Source organism: Actinoplanes sp. NPDC026670 (assembly GCF_040638175.1).
In the GTDB taxonomy this organism is placed as follows: Bacteria; Actinomycetota; Actinomycetes; order Mycobacteriales; family Micromonosporaceae; genus Actinoplanes.
In genome coordinates, this window is record NZ_JBEZXU010000018.1 from 59300 (window position 1) to 80485 (window position 21186).

At 69.2% G+C, this 21186-nt stretch carries 14 protein-coding genes; 6 read left to right on the forward strand and 8 right to left on the reverse strand.

Annotation, left to right across the window (positions count from 1 at the left end):
* Nucleotides 1-91 precede the first annotated feature (91 nt).
* The 8 genes from AB0E94_RS19415 to AB0E94_RS19450 all read right to left on the reverse strand — a co-directional run bounded on the left by AB0E94_RS19415 (nucleotide 92) and on the right by AB0E94_RS19450 (nucleotide 12575).
* Nucleotides 92-2800, reverse strand: a complete 2709-nt coding sequence (locus AB0E94_RS19415) for a hypothetical protein (RefSeq protein ID WP_360327956.1) — start codon at nucleotides 2798-2800, stop codon at nucleotides 92-94.
* 5 nt (nucleotides 2801-2805) lie between these two features.
* Nucleotides 2806-3642, reverse strand: a complete 837-nt coding sequence (locus AB0E94_RS19420; RefSeq protein WP_360327958.1) for a carbohydrate ABC transporter permease — start codon at nucleotides 3640-3642, stop codon at nucleotides 2806-2808.
* The gene (locus AB0E94_RS19425) at nucleotides 3639-4511 is read right to left on the reverse strand and encodes a sugar ABC transporter permease (protein WP_360327961.1); all 873 of its coding nucleotides are present in this window, start codon (nucleotides 4509-4511) and stop codon (nucleotides 3639-3641) included. Before AB0E94_RS19425 ends, AB0E94_RS19420 begins: the two co-directional genes overlap by 4 nt.
* 20 nt (nucleotides 4512-4531) lie before the next feature.
* Nucleotides 4532-5803 carry an extracellular solute-binding protein gene (locus AB0E94_RS19430; RefSeq protein ID WP_360327964.1) on the reverse strand — a complete coding sequence of 424 codons (1272 nt, stop codon included), beginning with the start codon at nucleotides 5801-5803 and terminating at the stop codon, nucleotides 4532-4534.
* 251 nt (nucleotides 5804-6054) lie between these two features.
* Nucleotides 6055-7194 (reverse strand): hypothetical protein, encoded by a 1140-nt coding sequence (locus tag AB0E94_RS19435; RefSeq protein ID WP_360327967.1) that lies wholly within the window; start codon nucleotides 7192-7194, stop codon nucleotides 6055-6057.
* A gap of 178 nt (nucleotides 7195-7372) precedes the next feature.
* Complete coding sequence (locus AB0E94_RS19440; protein ID WP_360327969.1) at nucleotides 7373-8251, reverse strand: hypothetical protein; 879 nt, start codon at nucleotides 8249-8251, stop codon at nucleotides 7373-7375.
* Between the two features lie 173 nt (nucleotides 8252-8424).
* On the reverse strand, nucleotides 8425-10194 hold the full coding sequence (ctaD, locus tag AB0E94_RS19445; protein ID WP_360327972.1) for a cytochrome c oxidase subunit I: 1770 nt from the start codon (nucleotides 10192-10194) through the stop codon (nucleotides 8425-8427).
* A 128-nt stretch (nucleotides 10195-10322) separates the two neighbouring features.
* Nucleotides 10323-12575, reverse strand: a complete 2253-nt coding sequence (locus tag AB0E94_RS19450) for an EAL domain-containing protein (RefSeq protein WP_360327975.1) — start codon at nucleotides 12573-12575, stop codon at nucleotides 10323-10325.
* Between the two features lie 131 nt (nucleotides 12576-12706).
* Here AB0E94_RS19450 and AB0E94_RS19455 point away from each other — a divergent pair, with 131 nt between their 5' ends.
* The 6 genes from AB0E94_RS19455 to AB0E94_RS19480 all read left to right on the forward strand — a co-directional run bounded on the left by AB0E94_RS19455 (nucleotide 12707) and on the right by AB0E94_RS19480 (nucleotide 21047).
* Nucleotides 12707-13723, forward strand: coding sequence for a LacI family DNA-binding transcriptional regulator (locus AB0E94_RS19455; protein WP_360327978.1), 1017 nt, complete (start codon nucleotides 12707-12709; stop codon nucleotides 13721-13723).
* A 113-nt stretch (nucleotides 13724-13836) separates the two neighbouring features.
* On the forward strand, nucleotides 13837-15981 hold the full coding sequence (locus AB0E94_RS19460; protein ID WP_360327981.1) for a carbohydrate-binding protein: 2145 nt from the start codon (nucleotides 13837-13839) through the stop codon (nucleotides 15979-15981).
* A gap of 74 nt (nucleotides 15982-16055) precedes the next feature.
* Nucleotides 16056-18095, forward strand: a complete 2040-nt coding sequence (locus AB0E94_RS19465; protein ID WP_360327983.1) for an alpha-galactosidase — start codon at nucleotides 16056-16058, stop codon at nucleotides 18093-18095.
* Nucleotides 18092-19393: an ABC transporter substrate-binding protein gene (locus tag AB0E94_RS19470; RefSeq protein WP_360327986.1), complete on the forward strand. Its 1302-nt coding sequence runs from the start codon at nucleotides 18092-18094 to the stop codon at nucleotides 19391-19393. The genes AB0E94_RS19465 and AB0E94_RS19470 overlap by 4 nt, the downstream gene beginning before the upstream one ends.
* Entirely contained in the window at nucleotides 19390-20238 is an 849-nt protein-coding gene (locus AB0E94_RS19475) for a sugar ABC transporter permease (RefSeq protein WP_360327989.1), read from the forward strand. The genes AB0E94_RS19470 and AB0E94_RS19475 overlap by 4 nt, the downstream gene beginning before the upstream one ends.
* A complete protein-coding gene (locus AB0E94_RS19480; RefSeq protein WP_360327992.1) occupies nucleotides 20235-21047 on the forward strand; it encodes a carbohydrate ABC transporter permease in 813 nt (270 codons plus the stop codon). Before AB0E94_RS19475 ends, AB0E94_RS19480 begins: the two co-directional genes overlap by 4 nt.
* The last annotated feature ends 139 nt before the right edge of the window (nucleotides 21048-21186 follow it).

The following is a 21186-nucleotide window of genomic DNA, read 5'->3' on the forward strand; positions in this document are numbered from 1 at the left end:
GGCATTCCCGCGCTGAGCGACGGCTGGCGGTCTTCGGACGGCGAGCCGTCGGAATACGGCGTGGGTTCCCGGTGTGAGCGACGGCTGGCGGTCAGGCGAGCAGGGCCAGGTTCTGGATGGCGGCCAGGCCGTACAGGGCTGTGGTGTTCGTGTCGACCCAGGGGGCGTCGTCGACCGCGTTGAGCACCTCCGGGCCGGTCAGGGGCACGGTCCGCCACGGGTTGGCGTCGGTGTAACCGTCGGTGGCGTTGAACTCCCGCCACGCCCGTGCGGCCAGCGTGGCGTCGCCGAGGCGGGCGGCGGCGTACGCGGTGAGGCGCGAGTGACCCTGCTTGAGGATCAGGTTGCCGAAGTTGGCGCCGGTCTCGGCGGCCTGTTCGTCCCGGGTCCCGTTGAACAGCCGGCAGTACTGGAGCCAGGCCGCCTCGAACTCCGGCATGTCGACCAGCGCGATCAGCTCCGCGCAGACCTCCACCTGCCCGAACATGGCGCTCAGGTGCGACACGCTGACGGTCTTGGCGGCGACCGCGAACTCACCGGTGTCCAGGTCGTAGAGGCCGCTGCCGGTGACGAACCCGTTCGGCATCCGGCCGATGGTGCGCATGGTGGCGAGCAGCTTCTTCTCGGCGATCGCGGCTTTCGGCCCGCGGCGTTCCCATTCGGTGAGCCAGGCCGCGGCCAGCCCGCTCCAGTCGGTGCCGAGGCCGATCGACAGGGCGTGCGGGTCGGGTGTGTACGGCTCGGTGCGGATCTTGCGGAGCGGGTCGAGGGCGAGGAACGTCCGGTCGGAGTCGACGAGCTCGTGCATGAGGTCGCCGACACGTTCGTCGGCGGTGAGGAAGTAGAAGATGCGCCGGTAGACGGCGGTGCTGATGCGCTGCTGTTTGGCGCTGTCGGCCCAGTGCTGCACCCCGTGCCGGGTGCCGAGCCCGGCCCATTCACCCAGGTGGTAGACGTCCACCTCACCGGTGTGCCGGGTCATCGCTTCGGCGAACCGGTAGATGTCGGCCCGCCCGGACCGCAGGTAGGCGAACCACAGCCACAGATCGGGCGACAGTTCCGAGTTGTCCCAGGCGTAGCCGCCGACGTCGTAGCGCCACACGTGCCGGTCCACGTCGGGCGTGTGCATCACGTCGCCGTAGTTCCAGAAGCCGTACCAGTGGCGGGATTCGACCTGGTCACGGTAGTAATCGAAGAGGAAGTCGAGCCGGTCCTCGATCTTGGCCCGGTCCGGCGTGGACCTGTCGACGGGCGCGAACAGACCCCCGAACGCTCCGGCGGCGGCGAGGTGCGCGGGCGGCGCCACGATCTGCGGTGGATTCTTGATCGTACGGGCCAGAGCAGCCGTCTCCACGGAGGAGGGAGTCGCCCCGAGCGCGAAGAAGCTGAGCTCCGTGGTCCGCGCGATGCCGTACGGCGTACCGAATCCGGGCTCGTAGTCCTCGTAGGTGATGTTGAGCCCTTCGAGCTGCTCAGGGTAGGTGTCCTGGCCGAGCCCGTCGTGGTAGAACCGGGTGTCCATCGGCCCGGCCTCGGGCGACCACATCCAGATCGTGGCCTGCGCTTCGGCGGTGTCGGCGCCCCGGATGTCGAGTTGTGCCGGATACCGCTGCCAGAAGTCCCGCATCCCGAATCCGAGCCCGCCGCTGACCCCGCCGACGTAGGCGAACCCACCGGCCCGGGCGCCCGAGTCCACGTCGATCCACCCGTGCCCGGTCTTGGTGCGTTTGCGGATCGTGTAGCCCTGCGAGCTGAGCTGCGCGAGCGTGTAGTCGCCCCAGGCCGGGATGAGCGGCAGCCGGGTGGTGACCCGCTGGTCCCAGGTGGCCGGGTCGGGCAGTCTCTGGCCGGCGAGCTGCGTCGTCCGTACCACCGCTCCGGGGTCCCGGCGAAGGCCGGTGATGCCTTTCACCGCCTCACGCAGGAGCCCGTCGCCGTCCCCGGAGATCCGGATGTGCCGGTCGTAGGCTTCGTCGCGCATCGGCACTCCGACCCGCACGCCGAGCCCGGCCACGAACTCCTTCTGCCCTTCGGAGTCGAACAGGAACGTGTGCACGACACGCACGTGCTCGGCCCCGGCGTAGAGGTAGAGCCGCACGATGAACGGCAGCCACGACCGTCCGCGCCGCCGGTGGTCACCTTCGATCTTGACGACCGCCCGGACCGGCCCGCGCTGCTCGACCGTGACCTTGCGGATGTTGCTGGTCAGGCGCTCCCGTGAGGTGCGGCGCTCGTCCTCGTCGTCGGCTGTCGTCTGACGCAGGCTGACGAGTTCCAGAGCACGCGCGATCTCGACCCCGCCGCGAGTGATCGATTTGATCAGCGACGACCCGCGCCGGCCGATGACCACGTCGATCACACCGGTCCCGACGGTGATCGTGTCGTGTTTCTCGGCGACGGTCACGGCGGTGGTGACGGGAGCGCCGGCGGACCGGCTGAGGGTGTAGGACCCGGACAGTGGCGCGTTGGCGGGCAGTGCGTGCGCGCTCCACTTGAGCGACCCGTCCGGCCAGTACCCGATCGGCCAGCTCTGCACCGGCACCGCCGAGCCTTCGGCGCTGGTCAGCGCGAACGGCGAGTCGGCCGGCACGGCCCCTTGCGGCCACGGCACACCCCAGGTGCTGCCGACGTTGGTTCCGGGCGTGTCCTCGAGCCATTTCAGCGCCACGGTGTCCGGTGCTTGGAAGGTCGCAGCGCGAAGCGGTGGTGGCGCGGCGACGGCGGGGGAACCGGGGACCGCGGCGAGCAGGGGGGTGGCGGCGACGCCGCGGACGAACGTGCGGCGGGAGAACTCTTGCATGGGGATCAGCCTTTGAGTCCGGAGGTGGCGAAACCTTCGACCAGCAGCCGCTGGAACGCGGCGAAGAACAGCAGGATCGGCACGATGGCCAGCGCCGACAGCGCCAGCATCGGCCCGAACGCGTTGTAGTCGGTGGTGTCGATGAACAGGCGCAGCGCGAGGGGGAGCGTCAGGCGTTCCGGCGAGGACAGATAGATGAGCTGGGTGAAGAAGTCGTTCCAGGTCCAGATGAACGTGAAGATCGCGGTGGTGACCAGCGCCGGCCGGACCAGCGGCAGCACGATCGTGCCGAAGATCCGGATCGAGCCGCACCCGTCCAGCCGGGCCGCCTCGTCCAGTTCCCGCGGGATGGTCCGCATGAACTGGACCATCAGGAAGATGAAGAACGCGTCGGTGGCCAGCAGTTTCGGCAGGATCAGCGGCCAGAACGTGTCGACCATCCCGAGCTTCTGGAACAGCGAGTACTGCGGGATGGTGATGATGTGCACCGGCAGCATGATGGTGGCGAGCGTGAACGCGAACAGCACCCCGCGCATCCGGAACCGCAGCCGGGCGAACGCGTAGGCGGCCAGCGAGCAGCTCGCGATGTTGGCCAGCGCGCACGCGCCGGCGACGATCGTCGAGTTGACGAAGAACGTCCAGGCCGGCACCCCGGCCAGGTCGTCACCGAGCGCCAGGTAGTTGTCCAGGATGTATTCGCGGGGCAGCAGCGCGAGACTCTGCACGATCTCCGAACCCGACTTGAACGACGCCAGGAACAGCCACACGATCGGGTACAGCAGCGGGATCAGCAGCAGGACCACGGCGGCATGCCAGCCGGTCACCCTCAGCCGACCGGTCACGACTCGTCCCCGGAATAGAAGACCCAACCTTTGGCGGTACGGAAGAGGAGCGCCGTGATCAGGGCGATGACCACGAGCAGGAACCAGGACATGGCCGACGCGTAGCCCATCTTGAACTCGACGAAGCCCTTCTCGTACAGATAAAGGGTGTAGAAGAGGGTGGAGTCGCTGGGCCCGCCGGTGCCGTTGCTGACCACGTAGGCGCCGGTGAAGACCTGGAACGCGCGGATCGTGTCGAGCACCAGGTTGAAGAAGATGACAGGCGACAGCATCGGAATGGTGATCTTCAGGAACGACCGCCACGGCCCGGCCCCGTCGACCGCGGCGGCGTCGTAGTACTCCTGCGGGATCTGCTGCAACCCGGCCAGGAAGATCACCATCGGCGCGCCGAACTGCCAGACCGCGAGCAGCACCAGCGCCAGCAGCGCCCGGTCGGGGTGCCCGATCCAATCGTGGAAGATCACCCGCCAGACCAGGGCCACGCTGACGCTCGCGCCGAGCAGCGACGGCGCGTAGAACGCCGACCGATAGAAGCCCTGGGCCCGGCTCCGGCGGTGGATCAGCAGGGCGACCCCGAGGGCGGCCGCCAGCTGTACGGGCACCGAGATCAGCACGAACTTGGAGGTGGCCCACACCGCGTTCCAGAAGTGCGGGTCGACCGTGAGCATCCGTACGTAGTTGTCCAGGCCCACCCAGCGCGGGGCGGTGAACAGGTCGTACTCGGTGAACGACAGGTACAGCAGCCACAGCATCGGGCCCAGGGTCAGCAGCAGCGCGCCGGCCACCCAGGGGGACAGGAAGAGGTAGGCGATCGACGGGCGTTCGCCGTACCTCCGCGCTGTTGTTGACGTTGACCTGGGTTTTTGCACAGGTCGATCGAGCACGGTGGTCATGCGCCGAGGGCCTGCTGGATCTCGCTCATCAGGCGCGGCGCCGCCGCCTCCGGGGTGGCCTTGCCGTGCATGACGTCGTCGTAGATCCGCTGGAACTGGGTCTTCACCACACCGGCGCCCTTCGGCGGCGGGGCCGGGGCGGGCAGCAGCTGCGGCGACACCTTGGCCTCGTAGTCGGCGACCATCTTCCACTCGTCGGTCAGCTTCGCCGACAGGGTGTCCCGGATCTTCAGGTTGGGCGGCAGCCCGCGGGCCATGCCGAGGATCGCGCCGGCTTCCGGGTCGTTGATGAAGAAGTCGGCGAACTTGAGGGCGACGTCCTTGTTCTCGGTGCGCTGGGCGACGCTGAGCATCATCGGCGGCTGGGTGAACTGGCCGATGCCGGTGCCCGCGGTGGGGAACTGGGTGAGCGCGAACTCACCGCCGTACGTCTCCCAGGAGGTCATGCCGACCGTGCTGTCCGGGCAGAACTCGGCAGTCGACTCCTTGCGCGGGAACGGGGTGAGCGTGGTGTTCGCGGTGATCTCCGGCGGGGTGATCGCCTTCGCCTCACGGAACTGCACGCCCAGCTTCCACCAAGCGACCACGTCGGCCTCGCCGTAGCCGAGCTTGCCGTCCGCGGTGTAGAGGTCCTTACCTTGCTGGCGCAGCCAGTCACCGAACCAGTCCTCGATGCCGAACGGGTCGCTGAGCCCGCTCACCTTGGGCCCGAACTTCGCCGACACCTGCGCGGCCGCGGTCTTGAGGTCGTCCCAGGTCCAGCCCTCGGCGGGCAGCTTGGCCCCGGCCTCCTCCCAGCGCTTCGCGTCGTACTGGAGCACGTGGGTGGTCTGGCCCATCGGCAGGCCGTACGTCTTGTCTCCGATGTTGCCGGCCGGGAACAGCTTCTTCTCCAGGTCGGCGGTCTGCACCTCCTTTCCGAGGTGCGGGGTGAGGTCGAGCAGGGTGTTGCGTTCGGCGTACTCGCGCAGGTAGCGGTCGCCCATCTGGAGCACGTCCGGGGCGTTGCCGCCGCTCATCTCGGTGGCGAGTTTCTGGAAGTACGGGTCGTAGGCGGCGTAGGTGGTCTTCACCTCGACGCCGGGGTTCTTGGTGACGAACAGATCGACGACCTGCTGGGTGAGTTTGGCTCGCTCCTCGCTGCCCCACCAGGCGAACCGCAGGGTGGTCTTGCCGTCGCCGCCGCCGCTGCTGCATGCGGTGGTGGTGAGCCCGGCGCCGGCCAGGGCGAGGCCGGTGCGCAGAAGGGTGCGCCTGCTGACCGTCATCGGAGTCCTCCCCGTGTAACGTTTCATATGCATGCGAGAAAAGACCCCCGGCTAGCCAGGGGTAAAGATCGAATTATCGAACTTCTTCGATTGAATGACGGCAGCTTTGCATGCGGATCAATAGCACGTCAACGCCCTGCTCGCATCGATAAGAAGCTTTATGATGACGGGTGAGGGCGGGCCGCCGGTAACTTAGCGGAAACCTTGACAGGTTCCAAGTGATCGCTAACATCCGGCGGCCCGCCCGACTCTCACCGGGCCACGATGCTCACCTCGGGGTAGCGGTCCGACGCCTCGTTCAGCAGCGGCTGCGGCCGGTGCCGCAGGTGCTCGTCGAACAGCGCCCGCACGTACCGCCGGGTGATCCCGGTGACCCGGACACCCGGCGTCGTCGCGCCGATGTCGATGCCGAGCTGGTCGGCGAAGATCCCCAGGTCGGTGAAGGACGCGTGATCGGCGCCGGCGACCGCGATCCAGCGCTTCCAGCCCGTCAGGTTCGCGAAGTCCGCGGCCAGCCACGTGTCGTGCCCGTCCGGCAGATGGTCGTCGCTGGTGAGCACCAGCGCCGGCCGGTTCGCCCCGGTCACCGGGACCACCGGGTCGCCACCGGAGTTCGTGGTGCCGTCCACGTCGATCCCGGCGTCGATCCGCCGGTCGTTCACCAGCGCGGCGAGCGCCGACGCGCCGCCCGCCGAGTGCCCGGCCGCACCGATCCGGCTGCTGTCGATCAGCCGGCTGCCCCGCCACTTCGGGTGCCGCCCGGTCAGCTCGTCGATCACGAACGACACGTCGGCCGCCCGGCTCTGGTAGAGCTTGCCGAAGAACGTCCGGTCGTTGTCGAGCGCGCACGCCGCGCACCCGGTGATCCGGCCGTCCGGGAAGGTGATCGCGTACGTCTCGTAGGTGTGGTTGATCCCGGCCACCACGTAGCCGTGGCTGGCCAGGTCCTCGGCCAGGCCGGTCAGGGTGGCGATCGGCTGGGTCCAGCCCGGCGACAGCGCGATCAGCGGCAGGCTGTGCGCGCGGCCGGCCGGTTTCGCGTCGGCGATCGCGTACGTGCCGACGGTGCTGAGGATCTCCGGCGGCACGCCTTCGAGGTGTTTGCCCTCGATCAGCAGGCGGGACTCCTCGGCCGACAGGTACTCGGCGCGGGCGCCCCGGGTGGTGCCGGTCGGATACCAGAGGGTGACCATCAGTTCGCGGGCGGTCTGGCCGGGCACCCATGGGTCGGGGCGGGAGGTGTCCTTCAGGTACAGCTCGGTGGCGCCGACCGGGTGCCGGCCGGTCGGCGCCGACAGTTGCAGCGGCTCGGCGGCCAGCGCCGCGGTCCCGGTCGCGACCGGGGTGATCAGGCCCGCGGCAAGAGCGCAGACCGCCAGGAAGGTTTTCATGCCGCGATGCTAGGAACGGTGGGAGCCGTGAATCGTCTGCCCGCGGACGGACATCCGGCGGCCGCTGTCAGACCGCGGTGCTACATCGGACGGTCGACGCCGGTGACCAGGAACCCTTCGAGCTGTTCGGCGGTGCGCGCCGATTTGATTTCGGTCATCTTTCCACTCGCCTCCCCGGTCACTGCTGGAAGATCTGCAGAATCGGCTGGCGGACCGCGACGGTGGCCAGATACTCACCGATGCCGTGATGATTCCAGCTGTCATTGATGACCGCGAGATCAGCGCATCGGGCGGCCGGTGAGAATTCCGGTCGGATGGTGTGATCGAGCGCCACCAGGTCACGGAAATCGGAGACGTTGCGCCATTGTGCGACGGGCGCCGGAACCTGGAGCGGGCGGACCACGAGATCCTGCACCTCGGTGACGCCGAGCGGCGAGCCGGCGGTGATCAGCAGTGGCACGTTCAGCCCGGCGAAGGCCGGTTCGCGCAGCACGTCGTAGGCGATGATCGAGCCGAGGCTGTGGCCGACCACGACGACCGGCCCGTCCAGGCCGGCCAGCGTGTTGCGCAGGACCTGGCGCATGGCGTCGCCGCGGTTGTCGAAGAAGTAGGCGTACACATCCTTGAAGGTCCGTTTCACCAGCTCCCGGAAGGCCGCCTGGCGCAGTGGCCGGGGCAGCGGCAGGGCCTCGAACGGGGACGACACCGGGGGTGCGGTGTTCTCCCCGTCGACGATGGCGTCGCCGGTGTAGACCAGGTCGCGCAGCCAGGGCTCGAGCTGGCGGGCCTTGTCGCCGGCCTCGAACAGCAGCTCGGCGGTGAACTCGTCGGGCGGCGGCGACTCGGGGACGAACGACTCCAGTGGCGACACCGGCAGTTGCTGGATCTCGTCGGCCTCGACCGCGCCGAGCGGGCTCGGATGCAGCACCGGCGCCCAGTAGGCCATCCGGGAGCGGGCGCCCATGTCGCGTCCGAACAGCGCGCGGTCCCATTCGCCGCGCAGCCGGTCGGAGGCGATCTTGTTGCCGTTTCCATGCACGTAGACGATCGTTGGCATGTGGATCTCCTGCCCGAATCCGAAAATGATCTCGGGCGCGTTTTCCGCGCTCCGGGGCGAGATGAGTATCCATGACCGGTGGCACCGTCAGGCCATCACTTCAGGCGCATTCTGCACGTTGTCGTACACCCGACAAGAAAAAGGCCGGGCGATTCGCCCGGCCTTTCGTGGATTCATTTTTTCTTCTTTCGATCCCGGTCCGACCCGATGTCCTCGGCATAGGTGGCGCCGCCGTCGGACTCCTTGCGTAACGGCCGTGCTCCGCCCTCCGGCGGCCCGGCCAGCGACTGTTCGCCGGCGGCCAGATGCGGGAACTTCTCGTCGAAGGCGGGGCGCTCGGAACGGATCCGCGGCATGTGGTCGAAGTTGCGCAGCGGCGGCGGGCTGCTGGTCGCCCATTCGAGGGAGTTGCCGTGCCCCCACGGGTCGTTGGCGGTGGTGACCTGGCCCATCTTGTACGACTTCCACACGTTGTAGACGAACGGCAGAGTCGCGATGCCGAGGATGAAGGCGCCGATCGTGGAGAACGTGTTCAGGAACGTGAAGCCGTCGGTCTCCATGTAGTCGACGTACCGGCGGGGCATGCCCTTGTTGCCGAGCCAGTGCTGGACCAGGAACGTGCCGTGGAAGCCGATCATGGTGAGCCAGAAGTGGATCTTTGCGAGCCGCTCGTCGAGCATCCGGCCGAACATCTTCGGGAACCAGAAGTAGATGCCGGCGAACACCGCGAACACGATCGTGCCGAAGAGCACGTAATGGAAGTGGGCGATCACGAAGTACGAGTCGGAGACGTGGAAGTCGATCGGCGGGGCGGCGAGCAGTACCCCGGACAGGCCGCCGAACAGGAACGTCACCATGAAGCCGACCGCCCACAGCATCGGCGACTCGAAGGTGATCTGGCCGCGCCACATGGTGCCGATCCAGACGAAGAACTTCATGCCGGTCGGGACCGCGATCATGAAACTCAGGAAGCTGAAGAACGGCAGCAGCACCTGGCCGGTGACGAACAGATGGTGCGCCCAGACGCTCATCGACAGCGCGCCGATCAGCAGGGTCGCCGCGACCAGTCCCTTGTAGCCGAAGACCGGCTTGCGGCTGAACACCGGGACGACCTCGGTGATGATGCCGAAGAACGGGAGCGCGATGACGTACACCTCGGGGTGTCCGAAGAACCAGAAGAGGTGCTGCCAGAGCATCGGGCCGCCGGTCTCCACGTTGAAGACCTGCGCGCCGAGCACCCGGTCGGCGGCGAGGGCGAAGAGGGCGGCCGCCAGGAACGGGAAGATCAGGATCACCAGGAGGCTGGTGACCAGCATGTTCCAGGTGAGGATCGGCATCCGGAACATGGTCATGCCCGGTGCGCGCAGGCACAGGATGGTGGTGATCAGGTTGACCGCGCCGAGGATCGATCCGAGACCACCGATCGCCAGGCCGACCACCCAGGCGTTGCCGCCGATGCCCGGCGAGTGCAGGCTGTCGCTGAGCGGGGTGTACGCGAACCAGCCGAAGTCCGCCGCCCCGCCCGGCATGATGAACCCGCTCATCGCGGTCAGCGTGCCGAACAGGTAGAGCCAGTACGCGAACGCGTTGAGCCGCGGGAACGCCACGTCCGGCGCGCCGATCTGGATCGGGATCACGAAGTTGGCGAAGGCAAACACGATCGGGGTGGCGAAGAACAGCAGCATCGCCGTGCCGTGCATGGTGAACAGCTGGTTGAACTGCTCGGGCGAGAGGATCTGCATGCCCGGTTTGGCCAGCTCGGCCCGCATCAGCAGGGCCATCAGGCCGCCGACCATGTAGAACACGATCGACGTGATCATGTACATGATCCCGATCTGCTTCGCGTCCGTGGTGCGCAGGATTCGGGCCAGCGCCGATCCCTTCACCTGTCGGCGAATCGGATGAGGCCGGACGGGCACCGGCCTCGGCGCGACGGTAGTCATGCGGGAGCTCCTCGGCTACGGATGCGGATACTTCTGGCCTATACCCGTTATAGGCGTCTACCGCAGCAATCCGCTCCGAATCGGCGTAAGAGCCGCATTCAGTGCATCACTTCAGGTATAGGGGCCGGCTAGGCGGCCATCCCGACCCCTGGGTCGAGCAGTTCGTCGATGGCCGCCACGGTCATGGGCCTGGCGAACAGGAAGCCCTGGGCCCGGCGGTAGCCCAGCTCGTACAGCCGGCGGGCCTGCTCCGGGGTCTCCACACCCTCGGCCACCGTGCCCAGGTCCATCTTCTCGGCGATGTCGGCGATCGCCCCGGCGATGGCCTCCTGCTGAGGTGTCCCGTTGAGGCCGTCGACGAACGACTTGTCGACCTTGATCACGTCGACCGGGCAGGTCCGCAGCAGGCCGAGCGACGAGTGCCCGGTGCCGAAGTCGTCCAGGGCGATGTGCACACCCAGGTCGGACAGCGCCTGCACGGTGGCCAGCGCCCGGCCGCCGCCGAACACCGCCGTCTCGGTGATCTCGACGGTCAGCTGCCCGGGCGGCAGGCCGTGCCGGGCCAGCGTGGCCGCCACCCGGTCGGGCAGGCCCGGGTCGAGCAGCTGGCGCGCCGACACGTTGACGCCCACCGAGTCCAGGGCGTCCGGGCCGTACCGCCGGCGCCACTCGGCCGCCTGCGCGCAGACCGTGTCGATGATCCACTCACCGAGTTCCAGGATCAGCCCGGTCTCCTCGGCCACCGGCACGAAATCGGCCGGCGAGATGGTCCGGCCGTCGGCCCGGGTCCACCGGATCAGCGACTCGACCCCGGTGATCAGGCCGTGCGGCAGCGCCACGATCGGCTGGTAGACCATGTGGAACTCGCCGGCGGTCAGCGCCCGGCGCAGGTCGGCGGCGATCGTCGCCCGCTGGTTGACGTGCCGTTCCAGCGAGGCGTCCCAGCGGACCACCCGGGCGTCGGTGTGCGCCCCGGCCTCGCGCAGCGCGATCTCGGCCCGCCGGTACATGTCGGCGCCGTCGGCGATCCCGATCGACACCTCGACCACCACCTCGTGCCCGGCCGCCGACAGCGGCTCGTCACCGGCGGCCACCAGCGGGTCCACGATCGCCGCGGTCTCGTCCGGGGTGCCCGGCAGCAGCAGGCCGAACTCGTCGCCGCCGAGCCGGGCCACCACCGCCCGGTCGCCGGCGAGCCGGGTCAGGCGGGAGGCGTACCCGGTGAGCAGCGCGTCGCCGGCGGCCGGGCCCAGGCTGTCGTTGATCGACCGGAAGTCCTTGAGGTCGATCAGCGCCACGGTGTGCGGGCCCTCGGCGCCGGCCACCGCCGTGGTGAACGACCGGCGGCTGTACAGGCCGGTCAGCTCGTCGTGCATGGCCTGGTGGGCGACGGTCTCCAGCAGGGTGGCGTTCTCACCCAGCGCGAACGCCTGCCGGGTCACCACGAGCAGCAGGAGCAGCGTCGTGCCGGCCACCTGGACCGTGGTGAGATGCCCGGTACGCAGGTAGACGGTGCCCACGAGCAGGCTGGTCAGCCCGGTGGCGATGAGCGGGATGGCGGCGCCGCGCCGGTACACGGCCGGGTGCGCGACCCGCGACGACGCGACACCGTGCCCGGCGTAGGCCCGCTGCTGGGCGTTCCCGGCCAGCGCGCCGAACAGCCCGACGAACGCCAGCACCGCGGCGCTGCCGTTGAGGTGCGGCCAGGGCAGGAAGGCGGTCATCAGGATCACCGACAGCGGGCCGGCGATCCCGATCGGCGCGAGCCACCACAGCGCGGTCCGCGCGGCCGGGCTCCGGCTGGCCGACATGATCTTGACGACCACCGTCACGCCGGCGACGCCGATCGCGACCATCGCCAGGTTGAGCCACCACGCCGAGGCGCGGCCACCGAACTTGTCGACGGCCCAGCCCAGGTACTCCGAGGCGGCCACGCCGGCGGTCACCGCTACCACCGCCAGGTCCAGCACGGCCGTGGTGAGCTGCCGCCAGCTGCGGCCACCGCCGGGCAGGCGCAGCAGCGCGACGATCGCGAGCAGGGTGCCGATCACGTAACAGAGCAGGGTGCGTGAGCCGAGCGGCGGCATCCCGTTGAACGGCACCACGGCGACGTCGATGGTCTGGCTCACCGAGCCGATGAAGACGGCGCCCATGGCGACCGCCACCCGCCGCCAGAACCTGTCGAGCGGGCTGCCCGGCACGGCACCGACGGCGGTCGCGGTGAAAGCGCTTACCGCGATGGCGACACCGCAGACCGCCGGGATCCACACCAGCAGCCGGTGGAAGGCGACGTGCTGGCCGGCCATGATCAGGACGACCTCGGCCACCGCGAGCAGCGCCGCGACCGGCACGAACCAGGAGCGCCATCGAGGAAGGGCCATGTCCGCCTCCCCTTCTCCGCTCGAGTTCCGCCGCAGATCGTGAATCGGCACGGCCGATTTCGATCTGAGAATTCCGGTACGGCGTGGGGCCGGGACGTACGACACAGTTCGTTTCCGATACAAGTTAGGTCGTGGACAACAATGATCGGCCGGGCCGGCGGCGGGAACCGGGGCCGCAGATCCGGGACGTGGCAGCCGCCGCCGGAGTCTCCTACCAGACCGTGTCGCGGGTGCTGAACAACTCGCCCCGGGTCCGGCCGGAGACCAGGCAGCTGGTGCTCGACGCCATGGAGCAGCTTAAATACCGGCCGAACCGGGCGGCACAGACCCTCGGTTCGGGGCGGGCCAACGCGGTCACCGTGGTCACCGCCAACACCACGCTGTACGGCTACGCAGGCGTTCTCCAGGGCGTCGAGGAGGCGGGCCGGCTGCTCGGCCTCGCGGTCGGCGTCCGGGTGGTGGAGTCGGAGGCGGCCGGCGACGTGCGCCAGGCCGCCGACTACGTGAGCGACCCGAGCGCCGGCAGCGTGGTGGTGGTCGCCTTCGACCCGGCGGGCGCGGCGGTGGTGCGTGCGCTGCCGGAGGAGGTGCCGGTGGTGGCGGCGACCGAGGCGGGCGGGCTGCCCGGCGCGGCCCGGCCGATGCTGTTCCTGGACGAGCGGCAGGCCGCCGCCGAGGCCACCCGGCACCTGCTGGAGCTGGGTCATCGCACCGTGCACCACGTGGCGATCCCGTCCGAGGCACGGGCCAGCGCGCGGCAGAGCGGCTGGCGCGACGCGCTGGAGGGGGCCGGCCGGGAGGTGCCGGAGGTGGTGGCCGCCGGCTGGGACGTGGTGTCGGCGCACGTGGCCGGGCGGGAGCTGGCGGCCGATCCGGCGGTGACCGCGATCCTGTGCGGCAACGACGACACCGCGCTCGCGGTGCGCCGGGCGCTCTACGAGGCGGGCCGGGACGTGCCCGGCGACGTCAGCATCATCGGGTTCGACGACGTGCCCGGGGCCGCTTTCTGGACGCCGGCGCTCACCACCGTGCGGATGGATTTCCAGGGCCTGGGCCGGGCCTGCGTGCAGCAGCTGGTGGGGGAGCCGATCGTGACGCCGCAGGTGCCCCATCTGGTCATCCGGGAGTCAACCGCCACACCTCGGTAACGAAACCGTAACGCGCTCTTCCGGTCGACGCGTGTGACCGGTCACACTAGCCACGTCCTCCACTCGTGTGACCGGTCACATGGACAACTGTCAACCCCGGACAGAGGAGCACCATGAGACGCAAGATCGCCGTCACGGTCGTCGCCACCATGACCGCCGGCCTGCTCACCGCCCTGCCCGCGCAGGCCGCTCCCTCCCAGATCACCTTCGACCTCGCTGCCAGCACCGGCGCGCTGCGCTACGGCGCGACCGGGTTCCTCTACGGACTCGGTGACGAGGGCATCCCCACCGAGACCATGCTCGCCGCGCTCAAGCCCCAGGTCACCGCGCAGAAGGCGCCGGACGGGCTGCAGCACCCCAACGGCGACGCGCTGCGGATCGCGCCGATGTTCAAGCGCGCCGGCGGCCGCGAGATCCAGATCTACATGCAGGACGTGTACGCCCAGTGGCCGTACGAGAACCTCGGCATCAACGACTACCTGGCCAAGGTCGAGACCCAGGTCCGCAAGGTGATCGCCGACCCGTACCGCAGCTCCTACGTCTACGTGCCGTTCAACGAGCCCGACCAGATCTGGTACGGCGGCAACCTGAACGGCCTGCTCGCCGACTGGAAGACCGTCTTCCAGCGGATCCGATCGATCGACCCGTCGGCCCGGATCGCCGGCCCCGGGTTCGCCGCCTACCGCTCGGCCGACCTGCGGACCTTCCTCACCTTCGCCCGGGACAACAACGTGCTGCCCGACGTGATGGCCTGGCACGAGCTCGGCGACGACTTCTACTCCAGCTGGCACCTGCACTACGCCGACTACCGGTCGATCGAGACGAGCCTCGGGATCAGCGCCCGGCCGATCACCATCAACGAGTACGCCCGGATCAACGGCGACCTCGGGGTGCCGGGCAACCTGGTGCAGTACGTGGCCAAGTTCGAGAACAGCAAGGTCGACGGCTGCCTCGCCTACTGGACCACCGCGGGCGGGCTCAACGACCTGGTCACCCGCAACAACCAGGCCACCGGCGGATGGTGGCTCTACAAGTGGTACGGCGACCTGACCGGCAACACGGTGGCGGTCACCCCGCCGTCCGCGGGCGGATCGTTGCAGGGGCTCGGGGCGGTCGACTCCGCGAAGCGGCAGGCGCGGATCATCCTCGGCGGCAACAACCCGGCCTCCGGCACCTACGACACCAACGTGGTGGTCCGCGGTGTGCCGAGCTACCTCGGGACGAGCGTGCACGCCACGGTCTGGGGTGTCGACAGCTCCGGCACGAACCCGTCCAGCGGGCCGTACGTCGTGTCGGAAGGGGACTTCAGCGCGACAAACGGGCAGCTCACACTGCCTCTTACTGGATTGAAGGGCGCTTCCGCGTACCACATCATCCTGACGCCGAACCAGGACCTGACCGCCGCGGTGACCAACCGCTATGAGGCTGAATACGCCGCCATCGGCGGCACCGCGCGGATCACCTACGGCACCAACACCGGATATTCCGGGACCTACTTCACCGAGGGGTACGGCGCCAGCAGTACCGCCTCGACGAAGTTCGTGGTGACCGCCCCGAACGACGGCTACTACAACCTGAGCCTGCGTTACAGCGCCGGCCCCTACACCGGCGCGCCGGCCGCACGGTCGATCCGCCTGCGGGTCAACGGCTCGGACCTGACCGACGTGGCGCTGCCCGGCACCGCGAACTGGAACACCTGGAACACCGTCACCACCAAGGTGTACCTGCCGGCCGGGATCAGCCGCGTCGAGTACAACGCCTACGCCTCCGACGACCGGGACGCCGTCAACCTCGACTACCTGGACCTCGCCGCCGCCAGTGGGACGGTCACCGCCTACGAGGCCGAGAGCAGCGCCAACACCCGCGGCGGAACCGCGGTGGTGACCGCCGACAGCGCCGCCTCGGGTGGGAGCTACGTCGGCTGGGTCGGCGCGGGCAGCGCCAACACGCTGCGGTTCAACGGGGTGACCGCCCCGGCGGCCGGCCGCTACCGGCTGGTCGTGAGCTACGCGAACGCCGAGGTGGTCGGCGACCACGCCTACAACAACAACATCGTCGACAGGTACGCGGAGATCAGCGTCAACGGCGGCACGGCGAAGAAGCACTACTTCCGCAACACGCTGGCCTGGAACACCTACCGCACCACGGTCGTCGACGTGGACCTGGCCGCCGGGGCCAACACCATCACGTTCGGCAACGCCTCCACCGGCTACGCCCCGAACCTCGACCGCATTCAGATCGCCGCTGTACTCGGCTGACCGTTTGGTTCGGCCGGCCGTCATCGCCGAGGCAGCGGTGACGGCCGGCCGGGAAGATCCTTGAGGAGTCATCAGTGAGCTTGGCCTGGGGTCCGCTCGTCATCGACACCCCCGTCGACGGGCCGGTCACCGCACGTCTCGCGTCCGCCACCGAGCGGCCCGGCGCCGCGAACCAGCCGATCGTCGAGGTGCTCGCCGCCGGCAGCGGCCGCGGGCACGTCTCGGCACGGTTCTCGCAGACCGTGATCGGACGGCGGTTCCGGCTCGCCCACAGCTTCCCCGGTGCGCGGGAACTGCGGCTGCGGCTGCACGACGCGGAGAGTGGCCTGACCGCCGAAGTGGTGGTCAGCGCGAGCCTGCGGGTCGAGACCACGATCATCAACGACGGGACGGCGCCGGTGCTGCTGCTCGGCGTGACCACGTTCGCCCTCGGGCTCGGGCCGGTCGACGACCTCGACCTGGTGTCCGGTGACGGCGAGTGGCTGGGCGAGGGCCGCTGGACCCGGCGGCCGCTGCGCGAGCTCGTGCCCGACCTCAACCTGCGGATGCACGGCCAGGACGGCCGCGGCCGGCACGCGGTGACCAGCACCGGAACCTGGTCGACAGGCGCACACCAGCCGGCCGGGGTGCTCGCCGACCGGGTCACCGGCGCCGCGGTGGCCTGGCAGGTCGAGCACAACGGGGCGTGGCGCTGGGAGACCGGCGAACAGCTCGGCGGCGCCTACCTGGCGCTGACCGGCCCCAACGACATCGACCACCAGTGGCAGCAGCCGCTCGCGCCGGGGGAGTCGTTCACCACGGTGCCCGCCTCGATAGCGGTCGGCGGCGGGCTGCACGGCGCGGTCGCCGCCCTGACCGCCCAGCGGCGCACCCTGCGGCAACCGGACCGGGCGCTGCCGGTGATCTTCAACGACTACATGAACACGCTGATGGGCGACCCCACCACGGCCAAGCTGCTGCCGCTGATCGACGCGGCCGCGGCGGCCGGGGCGGAGATCTTCTGCATCGACGCCGGCTGGTACGACAACGACACCACCTGGTGGGACAGCGTGGGGGAGTGGCAGCCGTCGACCACCCGCTTCCCGGGCGGGCTGGCCGAGGTCGTCGACCGGATCCGCGCGCACGCCATGGTGCCCGGCCTGTGGCTGGAGCCCGAGGTGATCGGCGTGCGCAGCCCGATGGCCGACAAACTGCCGGCCGAGGCGTTCCTCCAGCGCGGCGGCGTCCGGCTGGTCGAACACGGCCGCTACCACCTCGACCTGCGGCACCCGGCGGCGATCGCCCACCTCGACGAGGTCGTCGACCGGCTCGTCGAACAGTTCGGCGCCGGCTACTTCAAATTCGACTACAACATCGATCCGGGTACGGGCACCGACCTCGCCGCCCACAGCGCCGGGGCCGGCCTGCTCGACCACAACCGGGCGCACCTGGCCTGGCTGGACGGGGTGCTCGCCCGCCACCCCGGCCTGATTCTGGAGAACTGCGCGTCGGGCGGGATGCGCGCCGACTACGCGCTGCTCAGCCGGATGCACCTGCAGTCGACAAGCGACCAGCAGGACTTCCGGAAGTACCCGCCGATCGCCGTGTCCGCCCCGCTGTCGATCCTGCCCGAGCAGGCCGCCAGCTGGGCCTATCCGCAGCCGGACATGACCGACGCGGAGATCGCCTTCACCATGTGCACCGGGCTGCTCGGGCGGCTCTACCTGTCCGGCCGGCTCGACGCCATGACTCCGGACCAGCAGCGGCTGGTCCGGGACGGGGTGGACGCGTTCCGGGCGATCCGGGCCGGCCTGGCCGCCACGGTTCCGGTGTGGCCGCTCGGGCTGCCGGGCTGGGACGACAGCTGGCTCGCCCTCGGGCTGCACTCCGGCGACACCACGCATCTCGGGTTGTGGCGGCGGCCCGGGGCCTCTGCTGAAGTGACTATCGATCTTGAACATCTGCGGGGACGACGGGTCGAACTCGACGTCCTCTACCCGAATCGGGCGGTCGTCTGGCCGTGCCACTGGAACACCGAAACCGGCTCGCTCACCGTGACCACCACACCCGGCGAGCCGTATGCCGCGCGGATCCTGCGGATCCGCGTCCTCCCTGAAACCGAAGGATCACGATGAAACGCTGGATAGCCCTCGGCGCGGCCCTCACCCTCGGGCTGGCCGCCTGCTCCGATCCGTCCGCCGCGCCCGAGACCGGCGGCGGGGCCGTCACCTGGGCCGACCCGACCGCCAAGCTGGACGGGGTGAAGCTCACGATCTGGGCGGCGCAGAACAGCAACACCGTCCCCAAGTCCGTCGTCGACGCGTTCCAGCAGGCCACCGGCGCGACCGTGGAGGTCGTCACGGTGCCCGACCCGTACGAGCAGAGCGTGCAGACCAAGGTCGCCACCGGGGACAAGCCGGACCTGGCGTTCTGGCAGCCGACCGCGTCGATGCTGACCGCGATCAACGCCAAGACCAACCTCCAGCCGCTCACCGACGCGCCCTGGCTGCCGAAACTCGACCCGTCGCTCAAGGACATCACCGGGCTGCTCGACGGAACCCGCTACGCGGCGCTGGTCACCAGCCCGGCGGTCGAGGGCGTCTACTACAACAAGGAGGTCTTCGCGGCGAACGGGATCACCGCCACCCCGAAGAACTTCGCCGAGATGGTCACCCTGGCCAAGACGCTGAAGGGCAAGGGCGTCACGCCGTTCTACGAGATGGGCGCGGACCGCTGGGCCACCCAGTGGTGGGTGCAGGTGCAGCTCGCCGACGCGGCCAAGGCCGGACTGTGGGAGCGCGTCAACACCGGCCAGGAGAAGTTCACCGACAAGACGATCCTCGACGCGATCAAGACGTATCAACAATTGATTCAAGACGGCCTGTTCAATGCTGACATCAAGACGGCCAAGTTCGAGGATCAAGGCACCGCGCTCCTCGACGGCAAGGCTGCCATGGTGGTGCAGGTGAACTCGTTCTTCGGACAGCTCCAGGCCAAGGCCGACACCGCGACGCTCGACTCCAAGATCGGGTTCTTCCCGATCGCGCCGTCCGGCAACATCGGCACCTTCATCCCGGACCAGTCGAACGCCCTCGTCGCGTTCAAGACCGGTGACGCCAAGCGGGAAGCCGCCGCACGACAGCTGCTCGCCTACTGGATGGGCCCCGGCTATCAGGCCTTCGTCACCGACCGCAACACCGTGTCGCTGGAGACCGCCGTGCCCAGCCCAGCCGGAGTGCCGAAGGCGCTGCTCGACGTGCACGCCTCCCTGCCCACCTCGGTCGGCTCCATGCAGGCCCTGGCCGTGGCCAACCCGGACCTCTACATCAACCTGGCCGACATGATCGCCGGCACGATGACCCCGGAACAGGTCGCCACCGCCACCCAGGACCAGTTCGTCCAGCTCGCGAAGGCCGCCGGTTACTTGAAGTGACGATCCTCTCCGCGGGTGCGCCGGGCTCCATCGTCCGGCGCACCCACCCTCTCTGGTTCCTCGTCCCGGCGTACGTGCTGCTGCTCGTGTTCTTCTTCCTGCCGACGGTGTTCAACTTCGTCTACGCGTTCACCGACTGGTCCGGGTTCAAGGCCGCGATCAACCCGGTCGGGTTCGACAACTTCGTCCAGCTGACCTCGGACGGCACGCTGTTCCGGTCGCTGCGGATCACCATCGTGTACGCGGTGCTGGTCGCCGTCTTCCAGAACCTGTTCGGGTTCGGGCTGGCCGTGCTGCTGGAACGCGACACCGTGGTCAACCGGATCGCCCGGGTGTTCTTCCTGATCCCGGTGCTGATGTCGGCGCTCGCGGTCGGCTACATCTTCCAGGCGCTGTTCAAGGGCACCGAGTGGCTGGCCGACACCACGTGGACGATCGTCGTGGTCGCGCTGATCCACGCGTGGAAGTGGATGGGCCTGTCCATGCTGATCTACCTGGCCGGGCTCAAGACCATCCCGCAGGACGTGACCGAGGCCGCGCACATCGACGGGGCCTCCCAGTGGCGCACGTTCTGGTCGGTGCGGGTGCCGTTCCTGGCGCCGGCGGTCACGTTCAACGTGGCGACCGCGCTGCTCGGGTCGATGAACGGCTTCGACATCGTGCAGGCCACCACCGGCGGCGGCCCGGCCCGGACCACCGAGATCCTCAACATCTTCATCTACCGGACCTTCGGGCAGGGGCTGTTCGCCCAGGCCACCACGATGAGCCTGGTGCTGGTCCTGCTGGTCGCGCTGATGGCGTTCCCGGTCATCTACGTGCTCCGCAAACGGGAGGAGATCCTGTGACCCGCCGCCTGCAACCGGTGGTCGCGCTGCTGCTGGTCGCCGTGGTGATCGGGGTCCCGCTGTGGCTGGTCGTCGCCACCGCCGGCAAGTCACAGGGCGAGGCCGTCGACCCCGACCTGACCCCGCCGACGACCTGGCACCTGTGGGAGAACCTGCGACAGGTGTGGGTGGACGCCGACATCCCGGCCGCGTTCCTCGGCAGCATGCTCATCGTGGTGCCGACCGTGGCGATCGTGCTGGTCATCGGCTCGATGGCGGCGTGGGTGCTGGCCCGGCGCTCGTCCCGGCTCACCGCGGTCCTCTACGCGCTCGGCATCAGCGGGATCATCCTGCCACCGGCCGTCGTCACGGTGGTCCTGCTGCTGCGCCAGCTCGGCCTCGCCGGCACGGTCACCGGCATGATCGGCGTGTACGTCGGGATCTACCTGTCCACCGTCATCTTCTTCGTGACCGGCTTCGTGCGTACCATCCCGGAGGCTCTTGAAGAAGCCGCACGGATCGACGGCGCCGGACCGGTCGCGGTCTTCCGGCGGGTGGTGCTGCCGCTGCTGCGTCCGGTGCTGGCCACCGCGACCATCCTGATCTGCCTCTACGTGTGGAACGACGTGTTCTACGCGTTCTTCGTGATCGGCGGGCGGATCGACACCCTGCCGCTGAACCTGTTCCAGGTGGCCAGCGCCGGCCTCTACCTCAACAACTGGCACCTGATCTTCGCGTACGTGATCCTGATGAGCCTGCCGCTCGTCGTGACGTTCGCCCTGGCCCAACGCCGGATCATCGCCGGCATCACGAGTGGGGCGGTCAAGTAGCGCGGTTGTAGATCTTGCGCGATTCCCCCGGCGGCGGGTTGTGGGGATGCTTGGGATCGGTGGGTGGAGGGGCGTCGATAGGGTGGGCCGGTGTCGCGGGTCCGGAAGATCTTTGCGGGGGTTCTGACGATCCTTGCGG